The organism is Sphingobium indicum BiD32, assembly GCF_000382885.1.
Lineage (GTDB): Bacteria > Pseudomonadota > Alphaproteobacteria > Sphingomonadales > Sphingomonadaceae > Sphingobium > Sphingobium japonicum_C.
The window spans coordinates 1-17,337 of sequence record NZ_CAVK010000188.1; the positions used below are offsets into that span (position 1 = coordinate 1).

General features: G+C 62.3%; 17 protein-coding genes. 7 read left to right on the top strand and 10 right to left on the bottom strand.

Annotation, left to right across the window (positions count from 1 at the left end; translation table 11 throughout):
- Positions 1-1,830 (bottom strand): TonB-dependent siderophore receptor (locus EBBID32_RS17945; RefSeq protein ID WP_037491661.1); only part of this gene is annotated, 1,830 nt, incomplete at its 3' end.
- A gap of 202 nt (positions 1,831-2,032) precedes the next feature.
- Here EBBID32_RS17945 and EBBID32_RS17950 point away from each other — a divergent pair.
- On the top strand, positions 2,033-2,329 hold the full coding sequence (locus EBBID32_RS17950; protein WP_006962862.1) for a hypothetical protein: 297 nt from the start codon (positions 2,033-2,035) through the stop codon (positions 2,327-2,329).
- 136 nt (positions 2,330-2,465) lie between these two features.
- Here the strand turns inward: EBBID32_RS17950 and EBBID32_RS17955 are convergent, their stop codons facing one another.
- The 4 genes from EBBID32_RS17955 to EBBID32_RS25160 all read right to left on the bottom strand — a co-directional run bounded on the left by EBBID32_RS17955 (position 2,466) and on the right by EBBID32_RS25160 (position 5,436).
- Positions 2,466-3,563 carry an extracellular catalytic domain type 1 short-chain-length polyhydroxyalkanoate depolymerase gene (locus EBBID32_RS17955; protein ID WP_231382242.1) on the bottom strand — a complete coding sequence of 366 codons (1,098 nt, stop codon included), beginning with the start codon at positions 3,561-3,563 and terminating at the stop codon, positions 2,466-2,468.
- Between the two features lie 282 nt (positions 3,564-3,845).
- Positions 3,846-4,298, bottom strand: coding sequence for a PA2169 family four-helix-bundle protein (locus EBBID32_RS17960; protein ID WP_006962867.1), 453 nt, complete (start codon positions 4,296-4,298; stop codon positions 3,846-3,848).
- A 112-nt stretch (positions 4,299-4,410) separates the two neighbouring features.
- Positions 4,411-5,238 (bottom strand): transglutaminase-like domain-containing protein, encoded by an 828-nt coding sequence (locus EBBID32_RS17965; protein WP_006962869.1) that lies wholly within the window; start codon positions 5,236-5,238, stop codon positions 4,411-4,413.
- Between the two features lie 75 nt (positions 5,239-5,313).
- On the bottom strand, positions 5,314-5,436 hold the full coding sequence (locus EBBID32_RS25160) for a hypothetical protein (protein ID WP_006962871.1): 123 nt from the start codon (positions 5,434-5,436) through the stop codon (positions 5,314-5,316).
- A 14-nt stretch (positions 5,437-5,450) separates the two neighbouring features.
- Here EBBID32_RS25160 and EBBID32_RS17970 point away from each other — a divergent pair, with 14 nt between their 5' ends.
- From EBBID32_RS17970 to EBBID32_RS17995, 6 genes are all read left to right on the top strand, one after another.
- Positions 5,451-6,230 (top strand): N-formylglutamate amidohydrolase, encoded by a 780-nt coding sequence (locus tag EBBID32_RS17970; RefSeq protein ID WP_037491670.1) that lies wholly within the window; start codon positions 5,451-5,453, stop codon positions 6,228-6,230.
- 61 nt (positions 6,231-6,291) lie between these two features.
- Positions 6,292-7,791 (top strand): UxaA family hydrolase, encoded by a 1,500-nt coding sequence (locus EBBID32_RS17975; protein ID WP_006962876.1) that lies wholly within the window; start codon positions 6,292-6,294, stop codon positions 7,789-7,791.
- Positions 7,792-7,846: 55 nt separating this feature from the next.
- On the top strand, positions 7,847-8,881 hold the full coding sequence (gene rsgA, locus EBBID32_RS17980) for a ribosome small subunit-dependent GTPase A (RefSeq protein WP_006962879.1): 1,035 nt from the start codon (positions 7,847-7,849) through the stop codon (positions 8,879-8,881).
- Between the two features lie 111 nt (positions 8,882-8,992).
- On the top strand, positions 8,993-9,298 hold the full coding sequence (locus tag EBBID32_RS17985; protein WP_006962881.1) for a hypothetical protein: 306 nt from the start codon (positions 8,993-8,995) through the stop codon (positions 9,296-9,298).
- Complete coding sequence (locus EBBID32_RS17990) at positions 9,295-10,878, top strand: PepSY-associated TM helix domain-containing protein (RefSeq protein WP_006962883.1); 1,584 nt, start codon at positions 9,295-9,297, stop codon at positions 10,876-10,878. The genes EBBID32_RS17985 and EBBID32_RS17990 overlap by 4 nt, the downstream gene beginning before the upstream one ends.
- Positions 10,875-11,162 (top strand): hypothetical protein, encoded by a 288-nt coding sequence (locus EBBID32_RS17995; protein WP_006962885.1) that lies wholly within the window; start codon positions 10,875-10,877, stop codon positions 11,160-11,162. The genes EBBID32_RS17990 and EBBID32_RS17995 overlap by 4 nt, the downstream gene beginning before the upstream one ends.
- Before the next feature lie 7 nt (positions 11,163-11,169).
- Here the strand turns inward: EBBID32_RS17995 and EBBID32_RS18000 are convergent, their stop codons facing one another.
- Genes EBBID32_RS18000 through ureE form a run of 5 tightly spaced genes read right to left on the bottom strand, consistent with a single transcriptional unit; the run spans position 11,170 to position 17,242 of the window.
- Positions 11,170-12,087, bottom strand: coding sequence for a response regulator transcription factor (locus EBBID32_RS18000; RefSeq protein ID WP_006962887.1), 918 nt, complete (start codon positions 12,085-12,087; stop codon positions 11,170-11,172).
- Complete coding sequence (locus EBBID32_RS18005; RefSeq protein ID WP_006962889.1) at positions 12,084-15,443, bottom strand: hybrid sensor histidine kinase/response regulator; 3,360 nt, start codon at positions 15,441-15,443, stop codon at positions 12,084-12,086. The genes EBBID32_RS18000 and EBBID32_RS18005 overlap by 4 nt, the downstream gene beginning before the upstream one ends.
- Positions 15,443-16,075 carry an urease accessory protein UreG gene (ureG, locus tag EBBID32_RS18010; RefSeq protein WP_006962891.1) on the bottom strand — a complete coding sequence of 211 codons (633 nt, stop codon included), beginning with the start codon at positions 16,073-16,075 and terminating at the stop codon, positions 15,443-15,445. Before ureG ends, EBBID32_RS18005 begins: the two co-directional genes overlap by 1 nt.
- Complete coding sequence (locus EBBID32_RS18015; protein WP_231382243.1) at positions 16,072-16,788, bottom strand: urease accessory protein UreF; 717 nt, start codon at positions 16,786-16,788, stop codon at positions 16,072-16,074. The genes ureG and EBBID32_RS18015 overlap by 4 nt, the downstream gene beginning before the upstream one ends.
- Positions 16,742-17,242 (bottom strand): urease accessory protein UreE, encoded by a 501-nt coding sequence (gene ureE, locus EBBID32_RS18020; protein WP_006962896.1) that lies wholly within the window; start codon positions 17,240-17,242, stop codon positions 16,742-16,744. Before ureE ends, EBBID32_RS18015 begins: the two co-directional genes overlap by 47 nt.
- Between the last annotated feature and the right edge of the window lie 95 nt (positions 17,243-17,337).

Below are 17,337 nucleotides of genomic sequence, written 5' to 3' on the forward strand. Positions count from 1 at the left end.
ATAAGAGACAGGCTGGGCGCCATCCGCGACGCCAAAGCTCTTGGTCGACCAGAACGATGCGGTGTGACGCGGCATATAATCCAGGCTGCTGTTCACTTCTGAACGCAGTTTGCTGTAGCCATAATTGGCGAGCAGCTCAAAATTGCCGGGCAGACTATGGCTGGCCTCGATCTCAAAGCCCTTGGTGGTCAGTTCGCCCGACTGGGTCGTGGCACCGTTGGCCAGATAGAGGACGCGGTTGCGTTCCTTGATGTGGAAGGCGGTGATGGTGAGGAGGCTATTGGGGATGGGTTGCCACTTCACCCCCGCTTCAAACTGGGTGCCGGTCTGGGGGTTGTACGGATCGCCGATGACCCCGCCGGGACCGGTGAGCGTGCCTGCGATCGGCATGAAGCTTTCGGTATAGCTGAAGAAGGGCGACAGGCCTGCACCGATTTCCCCGATGATACCAGCGCGGAAGGTGGTGGCATTATCCTTTTGACCGGAGGAGCCGGTCACCCGATCGCGGCGGGCACCCAGCACTACCGAAACACGGTCGAAGAAGCGGATCTGGTCCTGAAGATAGACGCCAAGCTGCTTTTGCGATTCATAGATGAAGGGACCGGTCGGATCATAGGTTTGCAGCGCATCCTGATCTATATCGTAGAGGTCGATCGTTTCGATCCCGAAGTCGGTGCGCTTGCCCACCTTGTTCCAGCTATAATCGAGGCCGACGAGCAGCTTATGCTCGATACTTGCTCCGGTGTTGAAGCTGAACTGCAGATTATTGTCGGTCGAAAAGACGTTCATCCGCGCGTCGCTGGCGTCGGCGTAGAGGCCGATGGTGCGGCCGTCGGCGGAAAAGGGGTTGGTCGGATTGCTGTAGCTGTCCGCGTAGTGGGTCTTATACTCCAAGTCGCTGTCGATATAGCGTGCCTTGACACTGAGCCGGACATGGTCAGAGAAATTATGCGTGATAGATCCGCCGCCCTGAAGCGAACGGCCATTATAGCGGTCCCATCCCGGCTTGCCGACGAACGCATATTGGTCGAGCTTGCCCGCCGGATAGGCCGTGTTCGGCAGGAAGGTACCGACGATCGGCAGGAATTGGGAGGTCGATCCGGTGTCATCCTCCTGATAGAGGCCGGTCAGGACGATATCGGTGTCGGGGGTCTGCTGCCACCGGATCGATGGCGCGAACATCACGCGATCGTCAGGGACATGGTCGACATAGGTATCGGCGTCGCGGACGCGGGCAACGGCGCGGATGGCGAGATTGTCAGCCAAGGCGATGTTGACGTCACCCAACGCTTCCTTCCGATCAAAGCTGCCATAGACCAGACTGGCTTCGCCCCGCGTCTCGAACACCGGCGTCTTGGACACCAGATTGACCAGGCCGCCTATCGACCCCTGGCCAAACAGCACAGAAGCCGGGCCGCGCACGATTTCGACACGGTCGAAATTATAGGGATCTGATGTGATGCTGGCATAATAGGAGAAGATGTCCCGCATCCCATCGCGGAACTGCAGCGCGTCAATGCCACGCACATTGAAACCATCGACGCGGGTATCGCGGCCATAGGGATTGGCCAGGACGCCTGCGGCATATTTGACCGTGTCGCTGATGTTGATTGCACCCTGCGCCAGATATTGGTCCGACGTGATGACCTTGATCGGCTGGGGCAACTGGATCAGCGGCGTTTCGGTTTTTGTGCCGGCATTGGCTGCGGTGACGATGATCTGGCTTTCGCTATCGGCAACATCGGGAGCCTGCTCCGCTGCTTGAACGGCCGTGCCGCAAAGGGCGATAAAAGCAGCGCCGCAAAGTGCGAAGGAGCGGGTGGCAGACATAGGTTCAACTTCCTGTTGCAATTGATTCTCAACAGGTGGGCGAATATCGTTATTAATAGTTATTCGCAACAGTCAATTGAGGTGGTGCTCTCCGCCGCATATTGGCTGGAGGGTGTCGGACAGGCGCTTCACCCGTCATCGATGGCTATGGACCCAAGCACGCTCGCGACCGTTATACCCGCACCACATCGGGAGACAGAATATGAAGCGTGCATCCACCCTGGCAGCGATCGCTGGTTTGAGTCTGGCACTGGCCGCATGTGGCGGCAAGGGCGACGACAAGCTGGGCGAACAGGCGCAGGAAGCGGCGGAGAACAAAGCCGACAAGATGGACGCCATGGCCGACAATATGAGCGGTACCGCTGAGGATCTGATGCAGGCCAAGGCGGACGCGACGCGCGAAGCGGGCGATGCTCGCGAGGAAGCGATCAATGAGTCTGACATTAATGCCGCCGCACTAACGCCTGCCGAGCGGGCGAAAGTCATCAACGGCAATTGATGACGCGCCCAGTATCAAGGCGGCGGCATGGGTGTTCGTCTGGCCGATGCGGCGCGCAAGTGACAGGAGCAGGAACGGGGCAGTCAGTGCGTCCGCGCTATTATGGGTGGCGGAAAAATGAGGCGAATTCCGAACCCTAGCGCATCAGTCTGGCGGTGCGCAGTGCGTCCTCGATGATCTCCTGAACGCTGCTTTTGTTCGCGGCGGTCGGCGAGGATTGGATGGCTGACAGGGGTTCAAGTTTCGCCCCTTTCCGCATCGGCAGATTGGGCGTTTCCGTTTTCAATATGTCAGCGGGTTTGGGTTGCGGCGTGGCCTTTCGTCCGGCCAAAAGACCCCAGGATGCCGCGATCCGACGGGTCGAGGAAATGCCCGCTTCCAGCATATGGGGCATCGGCGTTCCGCACGCATCCTCTCCGGTGGTGGCGAGGGGGGTACCATGGCCCATGTCCGCAATGCGGTAATCCTCCACCACGGTGCGACCCGTGGCGTCATTCCAGATGCGGTGACGATGAGCGGCGATATTTTGGGTCGCGCTGGGCTGGCCGTCCAGGGCATGAACTGACAACCATTGGGCGAGGATTGCGTCGGCATTGCTGCTATTGACGGTCGGGTCAGCTGCCCCGTGCCAGACCGAAACACGCGGCCAGGGACCGGCGTGATCAGATGCGTTCCGCACGCGATCGCCCAATTGATCGCCACTGGATTGGCCGGGCGCGCGCATCGCCTCCAGCGCCTGCGGAACATTGGATGCAGCGCCAAAGGGCAGCCCGGCAATGATCGCGCCGCCAGCGAATAATTCAGGATAGCTTGCCAGCAATATCGACGTCATCGCGCCCCCGGCGGACAGGCCGGTCACGAATATGCGCGACCTGTCTATGCCGTGCGTGTCGATCATGGCCTCGATCATCTGGCGGATGGAAAGCGCCTCGCCACGATCGCGCTTATTATCGGCGGGCGAAAACCAGTTGAAGCAGAGGTTGGGATTGTTGGCGCGCTGCTGTTCGGGGAACAGAAGTATGAAGCCATGCTCATCGGCCAGTTTTGACCATCCGGCGCCACGATCATAGCCGTCCGCTGTCTGGGTGCAGCCATGCAGGATGACGACCAGCGCGGGCTTCCTGGCGATCTGCGGAGGAATGTGACATTTCGCCTTCAACGCGCCTGGATTGCTACCGAACGGCTCGACATCCTGCAGCCTGCACGGTTCGCTCCGGTCCATGGGCGCAGTCATGCTTGTTCGCATGGCCATCAATCGGGCGATATTGGTGGATAATTTTCTCATGAAATGACCTCCGGCCTTGAAGAGCGGCCAAGTCGGCCATGATATTCGGCGGCGGATTATGCTGCACTGCACAATATGGCTATGGACGCCGATGCGACAAGGTGAGAGTTCAAATTTATCGCTCATACCGCTCAATGAGGCGGGGAGTGGCCGGGACCGGGTGGCGCGCTCGGCCTTATCTTGATGCTTGTCCAAGAAAAAAACGGCGGGGGTGTCCCCGCCGCTTCTGCATCAATGCTGCATCGAATGTTTGATGTCGCGCATCTCGTCATGACCGGCCTTGACCGACATGTAGCTTGTTTCAATCAGATCGCGCACGGTCGGGCTGAGCTTTCTATCTTCGAGCGCATCCTCGAACTTGGCCTTGATATGATCTTCGCCGGCTTCGACTTCGTTGATGATCGCCTTGTCATCATTGCCCGTGACGACGGACTTGAGATTGAGGAACATACGGTGCGCCCCTGCGAGCAGCGTGCCGTCATCTTCCGGATTGCCGCCCAGCGCGGTAACCTGCTGCTGCAAACGGGTGGCAATGGCCCGCCTTTCACTGGCGCGGCTGGTGAAGAGGGCGGTGAAGCGGCTATTCTCGCTGTCCTTGGCGGCTTCGGTATAGCCGTCGGCGCTGTCGATGGTCGTAGCGATCAGGCCGTTGAGGGTCGAAACATCGTGGCTGTTATCGGACATAGGAATTTCCTCTTATAGGGGGAGGCAGTCTCCGCGGCGGTGGGCGACTGCGTGGTCCATCAACGACCGTCCTTCGTGAAAGTCGCATCGATTGCGCCCCGCTTAACCTCCATCAGTATGATTTTTCGTCGATCGATTGCACCTCATCGGTGTGGACGTCGAACCGGACGAGATTTGTCGGGCCAAATGCCGTGGTCAGCGCGACATCGGTGGCGTCACGTCCGCGCGCCATCAGGATGCGGCCGATCCGGGGCTGGTTGTGGCGCGCGTCGCGCGTGAACCATTGGCCGTCGATATAGACGTCGAACCAGGCGCTGAAGTCCATCGGCGCATCGACCGGGGGGACGCCGATGTCGCCCAGATAGCCGGTGCAATAGCGGGCCGGAATATTCATGCAGCGGCAAAGGGTAACGGCCAGATGGGCAAAATCGCGGCAGACACCGCGCTTTTCCTGGAAGGCGTTCCAGGCGGTCATGTCCGACCGGGCATGGTGATAGCCAAATTCGATATGATTATGGGCGAAATCGACAATGGCGTCGACCCGCGCCTTTGCAGTCGTATAATGTGCGAAATTGCCCCAGGCGAACGCCATCAGTCGGTCCGTCTCGCAATAGCGACTGCCGAGTAGAAACGGCATTACGGTATCGGGTAATTCCTCGACCGGGGTATGCGGTCCATCAGGAGCGGGCAGGTCCACCAGACCGCCATCTTCGATCACGAAATCACATGAAAGGGTGACGCCGCCCGCCGGAATGGTGAGGCGGGTCGCAACATTCCCGAAGCCGTCCTCGAAATGATAGAGCGGCACGTCCGGATCGGCGAGCAGCCGCTGGGGCGTACGCAGGTCGAGATGCCGGGAGGGATGCAGGCTTAACATCGCCATCATCGCGGTCTTGTTCTGGGTTTCAAATCTGATTTCATATCCGCAGCGGATCAGCATGGAGGGGACTTTCCTGAAGCGCCGACAGGGCGGCCGTTGATGGCATTAGGTGGGCAGGGCGACGCAGGCCACGGATCAGCGCAGATCGGGATACTGGCCAAATGTCTCTGGCAAGCGCATCAGGATGCCATGTTCACGCAGGAAACCCCAATGCCGATCGCGGTAGCAGATGACAGAATGGATCGTCAGCATGGGCATGGGGGAAGATCCTGATGGCGGGAGGCGCGGCAAATGAGCTATTGGGTCTGAACGATCCGGCACCGTTCGGGCTGTTCAACGCAGCAGGCGCTTCCCCGTTCCTGCTGATCGGCGATCATGCCGGGGCTGCGATACCGGGGGCGCTTGGCGACCTGGGCCTGGCGGCTGCTGACCGCCGCCGCCACATTGCCATCGACATTGGTGTCCATGGTCTTGGCCATGCGCTGGCCGAACGGCTCGACGCACCCTTTGTACACCAGCATTATTCGCGCCTCGTCATCGATTGCAACCGTGATCCCATGCGCGACGACGCGATCCCGGTGGTTTCCGACGACAGCCGGATAATCGGTAATGAAGGACTGGACAGTTGTGCGCGCGCATCGCGGGTGGCGGCAATCCATGCGCCCTATCACAGGGCAATCGCGGACATGATCGACGCGCGACGGGCGGCCGGGCGCGACACGATCCTGCTATCCCTGCATAGCTTCACGCCCGTCATGGGCGGGATTGCCCGGCCGTGGGAGGTGGGCGTCCTCCACTGGCGCGGCCGGACCGATTTTGCCCGCGCCATGCTGGCGGCATTACGCGACAAGGCTGCGTTCACTGTGGGCGACAATGTTCCCTACGCCATGGACGCGACCGATTATACGGTCCCGTTGCATGCTTTCTCCCGCGACCTGGCCTATGCGGAGATTGAGGTGCGGCAGGATTTGATCGGCACTGCCGAAGGGCAAAGGATATGGGCCGGTCATCTACGGCACGCCGCAGAAGCCGCGTTGCAGCGCATCAGTTGATGGCGAATCCGCATCATGATATGGCTTGTGCTAGCGCTGGCAACGATTTAGGCAGAGGGCCATGCCAGACCCAGATATCATGGCGCTGCAAGTCGATCGGGACGATGATGTAGCTGTTGCGTTGATGCCGCTTGCGCCGGGGCAGATGGTTGCCATCGGCAATCGCGAAGTGGCGATTGTCGATGCGGTCGCGCCGGGCCACAAATTTGCGGTCCATGACATATCTGCCGGAAGCGTTGTCCGCCGTTATCGCGCGCCGATAGGCGTAGCGACGCAAATGATCGGCGTTGGTGCGCATGTGCATAGTCACAATGTGCAAACGGCGCTGCGTGGCGAACTGGCCTATGACTATGTGGCTAAATCTGCGGATGCTGTCGAAAGGCCGGGCGGTGGACAGCCTGGCTTTATGGGTTATACGCGGCAGGACGGCAGCGTCGGCATCCGCAACGAAATCTGGATATTGCCCTCGGTCGGCTGCGTCGGGCGTCTTGGCGAAAGATTGGCACGCTGGGGTGAGGCATTGGTGGGCGCGCATGTCGACGGCGTCCATGCATTCAACCATCCCTTTGGCTGTTCGCAACTTGGCCATGATCTGGAAGGTACGACCGCGATCCTCGCTTCGCTCGCACAAAACCCCAATGCGGGCGGGGTGCTGATTGTCGGGCTGGGCTGCGAGTCCAATCAGCTTGACCTGATATTGGCCCAGATTCCGCTGGAAAGGCGAGCGCGGGTGCGTACTGTGCGGGCGCAGAGCGAGCAGGACGAGTTTGCCGCTGGCAAGGCGGCGTTGGAGGCGCTCGCCGACCTGATGGCGCAGGATGTGCGCCAGCCGGTGTCGCTGTCAGGGCTGCGACTGGGGGTCAAATGTGGTGGTTCGGACGCCATGAGCGGGTTGACCGCCAATCCGCTGATTGGACGCATTGCCGATGCGGTTACCCAGGCGGGCGGAATGGCGGTCCTGACCGAAATCCCCGAAATGTTCGGCGCAGAACAATTGCTGCTGGCGCGGGCGGAGAATAAGGCCGTTTTCGATCGGCTTACGCAGGTCGTTAACCGGTTCAAACGCTATTTTCTGGACCATGGTGAGCCGGTTTCGGAAAATCCCAGCCCCGGCAATATCGCGGGTGGCATCACCACGCTGGAGGAGAAATCGCTCGGCGCCGTGCAGAAGGGCGGGCTGGCGAGTGTCGTGGATGTCATCGATTATGGCCATATCGCGACCCGGCACGGGCTGACGATATTGGAGGCGCCGGGCAACGACGCGGTATCGACGACAGCATTGGCGGCAGCGGGGGTGACCCTGACGCTCTTTTCCACCGGCCGTGGTACGCCACTCGGCAGTCCGGTGCCGACGATGAAGATTGCTTCCAACTCCGCGCTGGCGGCGGCCAAGCCGGGCTGGATCGACTTTGACGCAGGCATGGTGCTGACGGACGGCATGGATGCAGCCGCTGAGGCATTGTTGGATCGCATCGTCGCGGTCGCCAGCGGCGAGCCAACGTGCAACGAACGCAATGACGAACGCTCTATCGGTATCTGGAAACGCGGCGTCACCTTGTAACGGGGCTGCAATGCGTCCCTATACAAACCGCCATTTGAGCGGCATGGCAGCAATTATGGAATCAGCTAATCAGACGTTGGAGGAGCTTGGCTGGCGGCCGTTTTTCAGCGCGCAAGTCCCGCAAACTGACGACAGCGGGGCCGAGCCGTTTCGCGTGATGGCGGTGCATCGCGGCAAGATTGCGGTGGCCGGGGCGGGCGGTCCGCTTGATATTCAGCCCGGCTTTGGTGATGGCATGGCGGCGGAGGATCATCCCACCGTGGGCGACTGGGTGCTGGTCGATCCTGCGACGCTCCAGATCACCCAGATCCTCCAGCGCGCCAACCTGTTCAAGCGGCGTGCGCCGGGCGGTGACCAGAAAACGCAGCTGATCGCGGCCAATGTCGACACGCTGTTCATCGTCGCGTCCTGCAATCAGGATTTCAGCATCCCCCGGCTTGAGCGCTATCTGATCCTGGCGCGCGAGGTCGGCGTGCATCCCGTGATCATCCTGACCAAGACCGATCTGACCGATACGCCGGAAACTTTCGCCGCGGCGGCGCGTGATTTGCAACCGGGATTGCAGGTGGAAACCATCAATGGCAAGGATCCCGCCAGTGCGGCAAGCCTGTCAGACTGGTGTGGCAAGGGACAAACCGTCGCGCTAGTTGGATCGTCGGGCGTCGGCAAGTCCACGCTGGTCAACACTTTACGCGGCTCCGATAGCATAGCCACACAGGATATCCGCAAGGCCGACGGCACGGGGCGGCACACGACGACGGTGCGTGAGATGCATCGGCTGCACCAGGGCGGCTGGTTGCTCGACACGCCGGGGATGCGGGAATTGCAGCTGACCGATGTGGCGTCGGGTCTGGCTGTCGTGTTTGCCGACATAGTCGAGGCAGCGGAGCGGTGCCGCTTTTCCGACTGCGCCCACAGGGGTGAACCGGGTTGCGCCGTCCAGGCGGCGATCGCCGACGGAACGCTGACGCTCGCCCGTCTTGATCGCTGGCGCGCGCTGGTGGCGGAAGAGATCTATAATAGCGCCAGTCCGGCCGAGCGGCGCGCGCTGGACCGGATCGCGGCGGCAGCAGCCAACAAGCGAAAATAGGATGTAGGCGGCGCCTGACATGGCGGCATAACGACGCTTAATTATGATAATGACTTGCAATATGCGGTGGCCGCGATATGGGATTCACGCTGTTCCATTGAGGTCCCTGCCATGTCACCCACGTCGCGCCGCTGGATACGCATAGCCTTTGCCGGGCCGGGGGCGGTGATCGTTGCTCTCGTCATGATGGCGGGCATGGCGCTCTGGCTGCCGGGCGGCGCGGCGGGCATCGACAATCTGATATTGCCGCTGGTGCTGGTGCCATTGGTCTGGGCCGGGCTATTCTTTCACGCCTGCCTTGATCGGCGGCTGGGGCGGGTCGCTATCGTCGCCGGAGGGCTGTTCCTGATCCATGGTGGGCTGATCGCGCAGAAATTCGCCCAGGCACAGCCGGCTGCAACGGAGAGCCATCGATGATCCACCTGCCCAAGGACGAAACCAAGGCGATGGTCGCGGTGCATGGCTGGTCGGGCATATTGCTTGGCCTGCTGCTCTATGCGGTGGTGCTGACAGGCACGGCTGCGGTATTTGCCGAGGAAATCGGCATCTGGTCGGCAGGTCATGTTACCTCGCAATCCGCGTTCGAGCGGCCGATGGCGGACACCATCCGGGCGCTGGGCGACCGCACGCCGGCCCAATATCATGAAGCTGTCGACCTGTTCGAGGTTGGCGATCATGATCTGGGTGCCTTTTTTCACCGGCACGAGATGGACAAGGGCGAACTGATCAGCCGGGGCATCTTTTACGTGGTCGGCAAGGATGGCCGTGTCATTCACACCCAGACGGGAACGAATGAGGATGTGTTCGGCCCACGCAACGATAGTGCGCTGAGCAGCTTTCTGGTCGATACCCATGTGCGGTTGCATGTGCCCAATCCCTGGGGGTTGCTGCTGACCGGGATCGTCGGCCTGTCGATGCTGGTCGCGGCGGTATCGGGCCTGCTGATCCATCGCCATCTGTTCAAGGATATCTTCACCCTGCGGCGCAAGGCGAACCCCGTACTGGTCAATCGCGACCGGCACAGCGTCGCTGGCACATGGAGCTTGCCCTTCGCCTTCATCCTGGCGTTCACCGGCAGCTTCTTCTCCTTCTTCGGCACGATCGGTGTGCCGATCGTCGCGATGGCGGCCTTTGGCGGGGATGTCGTCGCCCTGACCGAAGCGGTCTATGGCACGCCCGGCAAGCCCGATCCGCGTCCCGCCGCGATCGGCAATTTCGACCATATTATGAGCGATGCGATCGCGCGCGCGGGGGCGATCCCGACCTTCGTCGCGGTCGAGAATTTCGGCCGCGCCGATGCCAAGGTGACGACCTATCATCCGCCCAAGAGTGGCGGCCTTGCGCCCATTTCGCTGCTTTATGATGGCGCAACGGCGCAGTTCAATCAGGTCAAACCGCTGATCGGTCCCGCGCCGTCCGCCGGGGGCACGCTGGCCGCGATCATGTCGCCACTCCATTTCGGCAATTTCGCGGGCCTGGTGTCGAAAGCGATATGGTTCGGCCTGGGTTTTGCCATGTGCTATGTTACCTATACCGGCATCCGCCTCTGGCTTGTGCGACGGGAAGAGGGCGCGCGGTCGCTCGGCTGGCTGGATCGCTCGCTGGTTATCGTCGGGCTGGGCTTGCCGGTTGCGCTGCTGGCTTCGACCGTTGCCTTCCTTGTCACCATGCCGATGGGCAGCGCCACCTACTGGACGCCCGCGAGTTTTCTGATCGCGTCCGCCGTCATCATCCTGGCCGGGTTTCTGTGGCGGTCGAGCGCCGCCTTCGCGCGGGTGTTGCAAGCGGCGATGGCGGCCATCATGCTGATCCTGCTGCCGCTCCGCCTGCTGACCGGCGGACCCGGCTGGGCGAGCGCGATGGCGGCGGGACAACCGGTCATCGTGGCGCTGGATCTGGCTTTCCTGCTGACTGGCGGCTGGTTGCTATGGTCGATTGTTCGGACCAGCCAGAGCCGTCCAAGTGCTGAGCATGGCCTTTTGCAGGCGGCGGAATGACGGGCATGTTGCTGGCCTCAATCGCCTTTTCCGCCGGCCTGCTGGCACTCCTATGCCTGGGCGATCCCAAGCGGCGGCGGAGTATCAAGCTGCCCGGCGATGCGCAGGGGACGATGATGCGCCGCCTCCTCACCGCTGCCAGCCTGTTGCCGGGGATCGTCTTTGCGTTGCGCGGCGATGCGGCGACCTGCCTGCTGTGGCTGGGCGGCTATGCCGTGGTCGGCTGGCTCGTCACCCTCGCTTGTTCGGCATGGGCCAAAAGCGTTGAGGGCAGCCGCCGATAAAGCATGGCTATTGCGCGATGATCCTGACCGCGAAGGCAGCCGCCGCTGCGCGCGTCTCGACGCCCAGCTTCTCGAAAATCTGCTCCAGATGCTTGTTCACGGTGCGGGGGCTGATGACCAGTATCTCGCTGATGACGCGGTTGGGCTTGCCATAGCTGATCCACAGCAGCACTTCGGCTTCGCGCTGGGTCAGCGTGAAATGGCTTTGCAGCCGGGCAATGTCGGCTTGCGGGTCCAGATGATTGAGGCGGATGAGGGTTTCGCCTGCGCGGGGGCGGCCGACGATGATCAGTTCCACAGTGTCGCCGCCGGGACTGTCGGTCTTGATCGTGGTGCCTGCGGGCAGATCTTCGGGCAGCAGGCGGGCGACCGGCGCGCGCAGCATTATGGGGAGCGCAGTGTCGGTGCGCGACCAGCCGGGTTCGAGCGCTTCCATGAGTTTGTCGGCGCCGGGGGTGCGCCATGATAGCGCGCCGCTCGCGCCGACTGCGATGAGATTGCGGCCCGTGGCGTCGAGGGCGTAGTGGCCGCCCTGCGTCTGGCGCGCATTGGCCATATGGACGCGGACGCGGGCGAGCAGTTCCTCCACCACGATAGGCTTGCGGACATAATCGACGCCGCCCGCTTCCAGCGCATGGACGACATGCTCGCTTTCGGTGAGGCCGGTCATGAAGATGATCGGAACCGGCGCGCCACGAGGCATCTGCTTGATCGCGCGGGTGGTTTCAAAGCCGTCGAGACCAGGCATGACCGCGTCCATCAGGATGAGGTCGGGCGTCACATGGGCGAGCAGTTCGAGCGCTGCTTCCCCGCTCGTGGCGATAAGAACGGAGATGTTCGCTGCCTCCAGCGTGTCGGTGAGGAAACGCAGGGATTCGGGCGTGTCATCGACGACGAGGACGGTGTCGGCATGGGGAGTGGTCATTTGACGGCCCTTATGATTTTTATCAGCCCTTTGAGGTCGAAACGGTCGAGATGGGCGAGCATGCGTGCGGCCAGCGGCTTGGCGCTCGGCACGGCGGCTTCCAGCTCGCGGATGCTCGATTCGATGCCGCGGACATGGCCGATAATGGCCTTCTGTTCGATGTCCGCCAAGATTGGCAGAGCATCATCCGGCAGGATAGGCAGGTCCAGCTCGTCCGGCGCGGGTGCCGGCGGCAGCGGGGCGTCGCCGGTCCAGCGGATATTGAGCTGATCGGCGATTGCATCGAGCAGCGCGTCGAGATCGACTGGCTTCATCAGGAACATGTCATGCGCCGCCTGCCCGTCGCCACCGCGATGATATTCATGAGCATTGGCCGACACCATGATGATCCGCACCGTTCCGCCCAGCTTTGCACGCAACGCGCGGCTGATGTCCCAGCCGGATTCGCCGGGCATGGAGATGTCGAGCAGGATGATGTCCGGTGCATCGCGGGCGGCGATCTCCAGCCCCGCGCGGCCGCTCAATGCCTCCATGACGGTGAAATCGAGCGGTTCGAGCAGCCCGCGCAGCACCGCGACCTGCGCGGGATCATCGTCGATCAGCAGCACTTTGCGCCGGTCGCCGACATAGCCGGAAATACGATCCACCGGCGGCGCATCCTCCACCGGGTTGGCGACATGGCCCAGCATCAGGCGGACGGTGAACTGCGTGCCTCTTCCGCTATCGCTGACGACGGACAGATCGCCACCCAATATCTGGACCAGCGCCTGCGTGATCGACAGGCCAAGGCCGATCCCCTTCTGCCGTTGCGCGTCCGGGTTGCTGCCGCGGTCGAACGGATCGAACACGCGCTTCAGATCATCTGGCGCGATGCCGATGCCGGTGTCGATAATGTCGAAGGTCGCCATCTGGCTGCGATAGGTGACGCGGAAGGTGACTGAACCGGATCGGGTGAACTTGATCGCGTTGGATAGCAGGTTGATCAGGATCTGGCGCAGGCGCTTCTGGTCGGTGCGGACGAAATCGGGAAGTTGGTCGGGGCGCTCGAACAGGAAGTCGATGCCCTTGGACTGCGCCTGCGGGCGAAACATGTTGGCGATCTGATCGACAAAGGGGGCAAGGCGCACGGTTTCACTGCTGATGCGCAGTACGCCGCTTTCGACCTGGCTGATGTCCAGCAGGCCTTCGACCAGATTGGTCAGATGTTCAGCGCTCCGGCGGATGATCTTGGCAGCTTCGACCGGCGCTATGTCGTGGCCGCGCTCCATCAACTGGGCATAGCCGTAGATGGAGTTCAAGGGCGACCGGATTTCATGGCTGACGCTGACGAGGTAGCGGCTTTTGGCGGCATTGGCGGATTCGGCGGCTTCCTTGGCCTTTTGCAGCTGTGTGCCGGTGACGTCATGGGCTATCACCTCTTCCATCAGCTTCTGCACATGATGTTCGCTTTCCTGCATCGCGCTGCGGCGGCTTTGGTGGGCCAGCACGACCATCCAGGCGATCACTCCGCCGATGAGCGAGAAGAGCAGGAAGAGGCCGAGCATCAGGCCGGACATCTCCGTTGCAATATCCGGCATCCGGCGACCGATCTGCCAGTTGATCCCACCCAGCAAGGCGGCATTGGCGATGGTGATGGCAGCCATGACGGCGATGAAATGACCGACCGGCGTATGGACATAGCGCGCGACCCGCTGCGGCAGCAGGCGTTCGAGCCAGCGCGCGGCCTGCTGCGTGGCGCGGCTGTCGGTCTTGCAGCGGTCGTGACAACGCGCCTCCAGCGTGCAGCACAGCGAGCAGATCGGCGCGGCATACATGGGGCAATGCGCCATATCGACTGGCTGGAAGCTGTTTTCGCAGATGATGCAGGTCTTGGCGTCCTCCCCCTCCGCCCCGTCGGAGCGGCGGGCGATATAGTAGCGCCCATGGGTGACGAGCGCGATCAACGGCGCGGCGATGAAGGCGACGGCCATGCCGATAACCGGCGCGAACGCCTGCGCGACCGCGCCCAGCAGGCCCAGATGCGCGCTGCCAGACATGAGGATGGACAGCAGCATCGCGCCAATGCCGACCGGGTTGATATCATAAAGATGCGCGCGTTTGAATTCGATTCCCTTTGGGGAGAGGCCGAGCGGCTTGGAGATCATGAGGTCGGCGGCCAGCGCGCCGATCCAGCCCGCAGCGACCGTGGCGTAGAGGATCAATATCGCCTCTATTGCGTCGAAAATGCCGACTTCCATCAGCAGCAGCGCGAGCAGTACGTTGAAGATCAGCCACACCACGCGGCCGGGATGGCTGTGGGTCAGGCGGGCGAAGAAATTGGACCAGGCGATCGACCCGGCATAGGCGTTGGTGACGTTGATCTTGAGCTGGCAGATGATGACGAACAGGCCGGTCAGCAGCAAAGACAGGCCGGCATGGCCTGACATGGCGGTGAAGATCGCGCGGAACATCGCGGTAGGGCTGGAGGCGTCGCTGTGTGCGGCAAGGCTGGTGACGAGGAAATGGGCGAGCCACGAGCCAAGCAGCAACTTCATGCCCCCGATCAGCGTCCATCCCGGCCCCCCCGCGAGCATCGCGACCCACCATTTGCCCCTGCCGATCCTTTTAGCGGAGGGCAGGAAGCGGAGATAATCCGCCTGCTCGCCGATTTGCGGCAAGAGCGAGAGCAAGGTGGAAAGCGCAAAGCCGAAATAGAGCAGGCTGACGCTGCCGTCGGGCGCGCCGAACTGACCGGTGAAGCGGGACCACTGCGCCAGCGCCGCCGGGCCGGACCAGATGATATAGGCGATCGGCGCGATTTGCAGCGCGATCCAGATGCCCTGCGTCGCATTCTGGAAGCGGGTAATGGCGCTCATGCCGTAAAGGGCAATGGGGATGACGACGAGTGCGCTCACCAGATAGGCGACGCTCATCGCCATGCCGGTCATGGCGGTCAGCGCCACGGCCATGATCGTCGCTTCGACCGAGAATAGCAGGAAGGTGAAGCTGGCGTAGATGAGCGAGGTAAGGGTGGAGCCGAGATAGCCGAACCCCGCGCCGCGCGTCAGCAGGTCGATATCCAGACCATGTTTGGCGGCGTGATAGGCAATCGGCAGACCGATGACGAACATCAGCGCGACGGCGGCGGCAATGGCTGCGACGCTGTTGGCAAAGCCATAGGTCAGCGTGATCGACGCGCCGATCGCTTCGCAGGCGAGGAAGGCGGTTGCGCCGATCGCGGTGTTGGCAACCTGCCCCGCCGACCAGCGCCGGGCGCTGTCTGCGGTGTAGCGCAGGGCATAATCCTCCAATGTCTGGCTGGCGACCCACTTATTGTAGAGCCGCTTTTCGCGCAGGACATAGGCGGCGCGGTCCATCAGATCGCGGCAGGGAAGGGGCGCAGGCCGCCGGTCGCAACGATGAAGTCGATGACGGCGGCCAGCCCGATATTGTCCTTGAGGTTGGTGAAGAGGAAGGGGCGGTCGCCGCGCATCTTCTTCGCGTCCCGGTCCATCACGCCCAGATCCGCGCCGACCAGCGGGGCAAGGTCGATCTTGTTGATGAGCAGCAGGTCGGACCGGGTGATGCCGGGACCGCCCTTGCGCGGGATCTTGTCGCCCGCCGACACGTCGATGACATAGATGGTGATGTCGGCCAGTTCGGGGCTGAAGGTCGCGGCCAGATTATCGCCGCCGCTTTCGATGAAGATGAGTTCCAGGCCGGGGAATTTGCGGTGCATCGTATCGACGGCGGCCAGGTTGATGCTGGCATCCTCGCGGATCGCGGTGTGCGGGCAGCCGCCGGTTTCCACGCCCATGATCCGTTCCGGCACCAGCGCGCCGGAGCGGGTGAGAAACTCAGCATCCTCGCGGGTGTAGATGTCATTGGTGATGGCGGCGATATTATAATGATCGCGCATCGCCTTGCACAGCCGATCGGTCAGCGCGGTCTTGCCGGAGCCGACCGGGCCGCCAATGCCGACGCGCAGGGGACCGTTGTGAGACATCATGAGCGAAAGAGCCTTGTATAGAGTGTTTCGTGGGAGAGGCTGGCGAGTTCGAGGTCGGGGGCGGCAGTGCCCAGATCGTCGAGTGGGGAGTTGAGCGCTTTGTCTGCAATGGCTGGAATGGCGTACGATAGCGCGGCCAGCGCCAACTGGCCATCGGTCTGGCCCAATGGCACGAGGCGGACGCCTGCCGACACGAGATTGGCGGCGGTGGCGTGCAGCCAGCCGTGCAGCGCGGGTGCCAGCGGGATGTCGTGGACGGCGCAGGCCAGTGCCATGACTGTGGCGTGAGCGATCGGGTGATCGCCATTGCGCGCGGCGAAAGCATCGAGCGCGGGATGGGGCCATGCCTTGCGCGTGACCGAGAGGAAGGAGCCACCCTGCTGGCGGCTTTCCAGCGCTGTTTCACTGCTGCCCCGGAATGCGGTGGCGAGTTCGGAGATTGCGTCGAAGGCGACCTCGTCCTGCGCGGCGCGATGGGCATGAACGAACAGCACCGCATCGACCCAGCCACCACCGCGCGCCAGCACCGCCTCCACATAGGCGGTGACATGGGCGGCAGTGGTGATGCGGCCATCCTCGACCGCGGTTTCCAGGCCGTGGCTGTAGGTAAAACTGCCCACCGGATAGGAAGGCGAGGTCCAGGCCAGCAGGCGGTGGAGCGCGGCGTCAGCCAGCATGGTCGTGATGGTGGTCATGCGCGTGATCATGGTCATGATGGTGGCCATGACCATTGCCGCCGCCGGAATAGGCACCTCCTTCGGGCGTGAAGGGAGCGTGGATCTTCACCACGGTCGCGCCCAACCCCTCCAGCATCGCGTTGATGACATGATCGTCGCGCAGGCGGATGGCATGGGGATGGAGTTCGGCGGGCAAATGCCGGTTGCCGATATGCCAGGCCAGCCGCATCATGATCGACGGATCGGCAGCAGTGACTTCCACCAGCGCTTCGGGCGCGGCGAGGATTTCGACCAGCCGCCCGTCCGACAATTGCACTGCATCGCCATGGTTCAGCACCGTTGCGCGGGCCAGATCGAGCAGGAACGGCGTGCCATGGTCAGCAGTATAGACCCAGCGGCGACGGTGGCGCGCGTCATGGTCCAGCATGATATGGTCGGCGGCGGGGCCGGACCAGTGGCCGTGGGGGAGAACGGTATGGGCGGTCAGCATGGGGCATTCCTAAAAATTCCTCCCCTGCAAGGGGAGGGGGACCGCTTGCCAAGCAAGTGGTGGAGGGGTGTCGCACTATCGATAGGGTAACACCC

Excerpts from the sequence above, each read along its gene's own strand:
- EBBID32_RS17950 (WP_006962862.1), top strand. The coding sequence starts at position 2,033 with ATGAAGCGTGCATCCACCCTGGCAGCGATCGCTGGTTTGAGTCTGGCA.
- EBBID32_RS17955 (WP_231382242.1), bottom strand. The coding sequence starts at position 3,563 with ATGACTGCGCCCATGGACCGGAGCGAACCGTGCAGGCTGCAGGATGTC.
- EBBID32_RS17960 (WP_006962867.1), bottom strand. The coding sequence starts at position 4,298 with ATGTCCGATAACAGCCACGATGTTTCGACCCTCAACGGCCTGATCGCT.
- EBBID32_RS17965 (WP_006962869.1), bottom strand. The coding sequence starts at position 5,238 with ATGCTGATCCGCTGCGGATATGAAATCAGATTTGAAACCCAGAACAAG.
- EBBID32_RS25160 (WP_006962871.1), bottom strand. The coding sequence starts at position 5,436 with ATGCCCATGCTGACGATCCATTCTGTCATCTGCTACCGCGATCGGCAT.
- EBBID32_RS17970 (WP_037491670.1), top strand. The coding sequence starts at position 5,451 with ATGGCGGGAGGCGCGGCAAATGAGCTATTGGGTCTGAACGATCCGGCA.
- EBBID32_RS17975 (WP_006962876.1), top strand. The coding sequence starts at position 6,292 with ATGCCAGACCCAGATATCATGGCGCTGCAAGTCGATCGGGACGATGAT.
- rsgA (WP_006962879.1), top strand. The coding sequence starts at position 7,847 with ATGGAATCAGCTAATCAGACGTTGGAGGAGCTTGGCTGGCGGCCGTTT.
- EBBID32_RS17985 (WP_006962881.1), top strand. The coding sequence starts at position 8,993 with ATGTCACCCACGTCGCGCCGCTGGATACGCATAGCCTTTGCCGGGCCG.
- EBBID32_RS17990 (WP_006962883.1), top strand. The coding sequence starts at position 9,295 with ATGATCCACCTGCCCAAGGACGAAACCAAGGCGATGGTCGCGGTGCAT.
- EBBID32_RS17995 (WP_006962885.1), top strand. The coding sequence starts at position 10,875 with ATGACGGGCATGTTGCTGGCCTCAATCGCCTTTTCCGCCGGCCTGCTG.
- EBBID32_RS18000 (WP_006962887.1), bottom strand. The coding sequence starts at position 12,087 with ATGACCACTCCCCATGCCGACACCGTCCTCGTCGTCGATGACACGCCC.
- EBBID32_RS18005 (WP_006962889.1), bottom strand. The coding sequence starts at position 15,443 with ATGGACCGCGCCGCCTATGTCCTGCGCGAAAAGCGGCTCTACAATAAG.
- ureG (WP_006962891.1), bottom strand. The coding sequence starts at position 16,075 with ATGATGTCTCACAACGGTCCCCTGCGCGTCGGCATTGGCGGCCCGGTC.
- EBBID32_RS18015 (WP_231382243.1), bottom strand. The coding sequence starts at position 16,788 with ATGACCATGATCACGCGCATGACCACCATCACGACCATGCTGGCTGAC.
- ureE (WP_006962896.1), bottom strand. The coding sequence starts at position 17,242 with ATGCTGACCGCCCATACCGTTCTCCCCCACGGCCACTGGTCCGGCCCC.